The sequence below is a fragment of the Bradyrhizobium sp. GW821-FHT13H05 genome, from assembly GCF_058804065.1.
In genome coordinates this window covers 1-4,003 of sequence record NZ_JBXAPO010000029.1, presented here as the reverse complement: position 1 = coordinate 4,003, position 4,003 = coordinate 1, and the positions used below count along the sequence as shown (strand labels likewise).

At 63.1% G+C, this 4,003-nt stretch carries 5 protein-coding genes; 1 reads left to right on the top strand and 4 read right to left on the bottom strand.

Translation table 11 applies throughout. The features are described from left to right. Window positions 1-100: 100 nt before the first annotated feature. The 4 genes from AC1RR3_RS38485 to AC1RR3_RS38470 form a co-directional block, all read right to left on the bottom strand. On the bottom strand, window positions 101-349 hold the full coding sequence (locus tag AC1RR3_RS38485) for a hypothetical protein (RefSeq protein WP_492830528.1): 249 nt from the start codon (window positions 347-349) through the stop codon (window positions 101-103). A gap of 98 nt (window positions 350-447) precedes the next feature. Then, entirely contained in the window at window positions 448-825 is a 378-nt protein-coding gene (locus tag AC1RR3_RS38480) for an Hpt domain-containing protein (RefSeq protein ID WP_492830526.1), read from the bottom strand. 156 nt (window positions 826-981) lie between these two features. Then, window positions 982-1,680, bottom strand: a complete 699-nt coding sequence (locus AC1RR3_RS38475; protein ID WP_492830524.1) for a Crp/Fnr family transcriptional regulator — start codon at window positions 1,678-1,680, stop codon at window positions 982-984. Between the two features lie 192 nt (window positions 1,681-1,872). Further along, a complete protein-coding gene (locus tag AC1RR3_RS38470) occupies window positions 1,873-2,583 on the bottom strand; it encodes a Crp/Fnr family transcriptional regulator (RefSeq protein ID WP_492830523.1) in 711 nt (236 codons plus the stop codon). 444 nt (window positions 2,584-3,027) lie between these two features. On the opposite strand from AC1RR3_RS38470, the gene AC1RR3_RS38465 reads away from it, so the two are divergent. Further along, window positions 3,028-3,507: a response regulator gene (locus AC1RR3_RS38465; protein ID WP_492830521.1), complete on the top strand. Its 480-nt coding sequence runs from the start codon at window positions 3,028-3,030 to the stop codon at window positions 3,505-3,507. Window positions 3,508-4,003 lie beyond the last annotated feature (496 nt).

Below are 4,003 nucleotides of genomic sequence, written 5' to 3'. Positions count from 1 at the left end.
CCCCCCCCCCCCCCCCCCCCCCCCCCCCCCCCCCCCCCCCCCCCCCCCCCCCCCCCCCCCCCCCCCCCCCCCCCCCCGGGCCCCGAGAACGCGCTTGCGCTCAGAAATAGTCTTCGGCGAATGGACGCGCGCGCGACACGGGCCGCAGCGGCTTGATCTCTTCCTTCGGCACGTTCGGGATGATCGTGATGGTCCAGCGCGGGGGGATGCTCGATTCCTGCTCCAGGACCGAGCGCACGAAGCCGGTCACCGTCGACTCGCCAGACGTCACCGTCGCCATGCGGCCGTTGAACTGTGCGATGCGGAAGCGACGGACCTCTTTCTGGTCCGCAGTCTCGTAGGTGAACATGGAAACCCTCCTGGTTTCCGGTGAATATCGCCACCTATGATTAGCCATCTGTGAAAATCACACGCCGTAGAAGTACGGCGGGATGTGCGCGGATCGCGCTAGGCCTGCGGCTCCTGCGCGCGCGCGGCGGCGTAGGCGGCGTCCATGCGATCGAGAAGATCGTGGAATTCGGCATCGCCGAGCGTCTCGGCAGTCTTCGCCAGCGCCAGCGCCAGCGCCGCCAGCCTGGCATAGCCGAACGTCCCGGCCGCGCTCTTCAGCGAATGCGCGTCGCGCGCGATCCTGGCGTGCTGCTGCGCGAGCGAAAGCGTACGGAATTGCTGCAGCCGGGCGCAGGTTTCGCTCCAGAACACGGCGCGCACTTCCCCGGCGCCGTCCTCGCCGATCTCGCGCACGAGTGCCGCGTAAGCGCCCGGCTCACGCGCGGGCTCGGCATCGAGCGGCATCTCGGCAGGCGCGACGGTCACTTCAAACATGGCTTTGCCTGTCCTGGTCACGGTTCGTTGGCCGCGCGGCCCGTCCGGCGCACGGCGCACACCGTGTCTACGGCATTTGAATTTCAGTTTCGGTAGCGGGACGAGCCGTGTTTGCAGGCCGGCGTTAGCCGCGGATTTACCACGCGATTGTGCCGGTCAGCGCTGGCCGAGCAGCCGGTCGTACTGGATCTTCACCGTGGCGTAGCACTCACACGCCGTCTGGCGCAGGCCGTCCAGGTTCAGGATCTGGATGTGTCCGCGGCTGTAGTGGATGAAATTGGCCTGCTGCAAGGTATTGGCGACCAGTGACACGCTGTTGCGCCGCGCCCCGATCATCTGCGCCATGGCCTCCTGGGTCAGCAGCAGCCGGTAGTCACCCGACAGGTCGTGGGTGTGCAGCAGGCAGCGCGACAGCCGCGATTCCACGGGATGAGCGGCATTGCAGCCCGCGGTCTGCTGGACCTGCGCATAAACCGCCAGCCCGTGGCGCGTCAGTAACGTCCGCAGGGTGCTGCTCTGGTCGGCCGCAGCGCGCAGCCGGTCGAGATCCATCACCGACGAGACGCCGGGAACCAGCACGATCGCCGTGTTCAGCGCGCAGGCATCGCCCATGGTCGAGAGTGTCCCGAGCAGGCTGTCGCGCCCGATCATGGCGACCTGCACATGCTCGCCCTTGGCGAGCTTCACCACCAGCGAGATGACGCCGCGATGCGGAAAATAGGCGCGTTTGAGCGTCTCGCCGGTTTCCACCAGCACCGCCTCGTGCGGCAGATCGACCGTGCGCAAATACGGACGGATCAATTCATAATCGTCCGCCGACAGCGCGGACAGGAAACCGTTGGATGGACGGACCATCGTTTCCAAAACTGCCTCCCGTATCGTCAGCCAAGGACACGCGAAAGCGAATTCACCGATCCCGGGACGGGTAAGTTCCATCATGTTCCCGTCGGGATATATTGGCAATTGGGACAAGTTGTCCGGGTGCGATAATCGCCTCTGCGGTGCTGTGTGCACTCCGGCATGCAGTCCGGTCGCGTTGAACGCCCGTCACCGCAGCGCACCGAGCAGGCGTAACTGAGATGCCTTGACCGCCGAATAGCAATCGCAGGATGTCGTTTCCAGTGCGGGCAGGTCGATGATCTCGATCTGGCCGCGGGTGTAGTGAATGATGCCGGCGCGCTGGAGTGCATGCGCGACCAGGGAAATCGCGTTGCGCCGCACACCCATCATCTGCGCCAGCGCCTCCTGCGTCAGCGGGAGAGTTGCGCTGTCGGACAGGTCGCGGGCCCGCAAGAGCCAACGCGCGAGCCGTGCCTCGACCGGGTGCAGCGTATTGCAGAGCAATGATTGCTGCGCATGCGCGAGCAGGACCTGCTCATGACGGACCATCAGATTACGAAACGGGACGCTTGTGGCCGCGACGGCGCGGAAAGCCGCAATTTCCAGCACATAAGCAGCGCCGGGGAACAGCACGATCGCGTCCGCAGGCGCGATGCCGTCGGCAAGCGCTGCTCCGCCGCCGACCACACTGTCGCGCCCCAGCATCGCGACCTCGATCATTTGTCCTTCGGACAGACCCACCGTGATTGATACGGATCCGGCATGTGGGAAGTAGACGTATTTCAGTGGAGCACCTGCCTCGCCCAAGACAGATTCCCTGACCATTTCGACCGTCGCGAGATGGGAGCGCAGCAGATTGAAATCCGCCGCGTCGAGCATTTGCAGCAACTGGTTGCGCGGGTGGCCGCTCGCGGTCATGCAGGATCAATCCGATGCGCTTAATGTACGATCACCGCCGCGTTCGGTTTCGTCATTCAGTTGCACGGCGATATAATAATATTCTAAAGGTTGTGGCGCGGTCCATATACCCGTTAGGGGGCAGACACGCTGGCGCATTTGCGGCGGAAATAAGAATGACGCGCTGATTCGCTCATGGACCACGCGCCAGTCCTGCAAGGGTCGCGCAGGAAAAAGCGGCAAGGGGGGCCTTCATGAGCCGGGAGCATTGCATCTCCGCTGTCAACCGGCGCCGTTCGACCCGCGCAGCCTCGTCTGTTGGACGAGTGGTTACAACGATCGGACATTGCCTTGAACCATGGCGCCGCGTGGCCGCGGATTTCGCGTCCATCCCCTTCGTCTTCCTGGCTCTGTCCCCGACCTTTGCGACCGTCAATTCTTTGATCCCAACCAGAGGAGAAAGGCGTGCCCCACGGTTCAATTATTGAATCGCCGAAACGGGAAGCTCAAACGGGGACAGAAAGTCTGCGCCATATTCTCGTTGTCGACGACGATCCGATGGTGTGTATGGCCATCGAGGTCTATCTGCAGCGAAACCATTTTCGAGTGACGATTGCCGAGGGAGGTGAGGCAGGGCTGCGCGCTCTCGAACACCAGCAGTTCGATCTGATGATCATCGATATCTTCATGCCGCACATGCGCGGCTTCGAATCGATCAGGATCTTCCACGAGCGGGCGCCCGCCATTCCGTTGATCGCGATGTCCGGCTACGCATTCGCAAATCTGAACTCGCCCGCTCCCGATTTCCTCCGGATGGCACTAGAGCTCGGTGCGGCGCGCTGTTTGCGCAAGCCGTTCACGCCGCACGCGCTGCTCGCGGCCATCAATGATTGTCTCGCGGAGCATCGTCCCGACGATATTGCCTCGGCCGCGCGCCTCGGTTAGCACGGCGCTGGCCGCAACTGCGGCGGGTTAAGCGTTTGTTGACCATAAGCGCCGGCCTTGCGGATCCCGGCAGAGCACGAAGCGGTGGTCGCCAGAGCGCCCCCGATTGGGTGGGATTGGCCGCGATTTCACGCGAGCCATGCATATTGTCCTTTATGAACAGGACTTTTTCGCGCGCCTCGTCTCGTCGTTATCGGCGCGTTTACCTATCGCATCGTTCCGATGCGGCGCGGTGCCGGCTTTGCCGAAAAGCGCTGGCGCACGCGGCCGAACCGCAAACTTGTCTTCAATATCCGTATTAGCACGGAGGATGAAATTAACGGGACCGTGAAAGGGGTTGTCTAACGATCCCAAGCGAGGACTTCCGCCGATTCCAGGTGCGGCTCAGGTGTCGAAGTCCAGCTCAGTAAGGCGTATCCCATGGATGATCTGTTGCGGGAGTTTCTGACGGAGACCAGCGAGAGCCTGGACACCGTCGACAATCAGCTGGTGAAGT

Bases quoted from the DNA above. Each gene is read 5' to 3' on its own strand.
- AC1RR3_RS38475 (WP_492830524.1), bottom strand. From the start codon at position 1,680: ATGGTCCGTCCATCCAACGGTTTCCTGTCCGCGCTGTCGGCGGACGAT.
- AC1RR3_RS38480 (WP_492830526.1), bottom strand. From the start codon at position 825: ATGTTTGAAGTGACCGTCGCGCCTGCCGAGATGCCGCTCGATGCCGAG.
- AC1RR3_RS38485 (WP_492830528.1), bottom strand. From the start codon at position 349: ATGTTCACCTACGAGACTGCGGACCAGAAAGAGGTCCGTCGCTTCCGC.
- AC1RR3_RS38470 (WP_492830523.1), bottom strand. From the start codon at position 2,583: ATGACCGCGAGCGGCCACCCGCGCAACCAGTTGCTGCAAATGCTCGAC.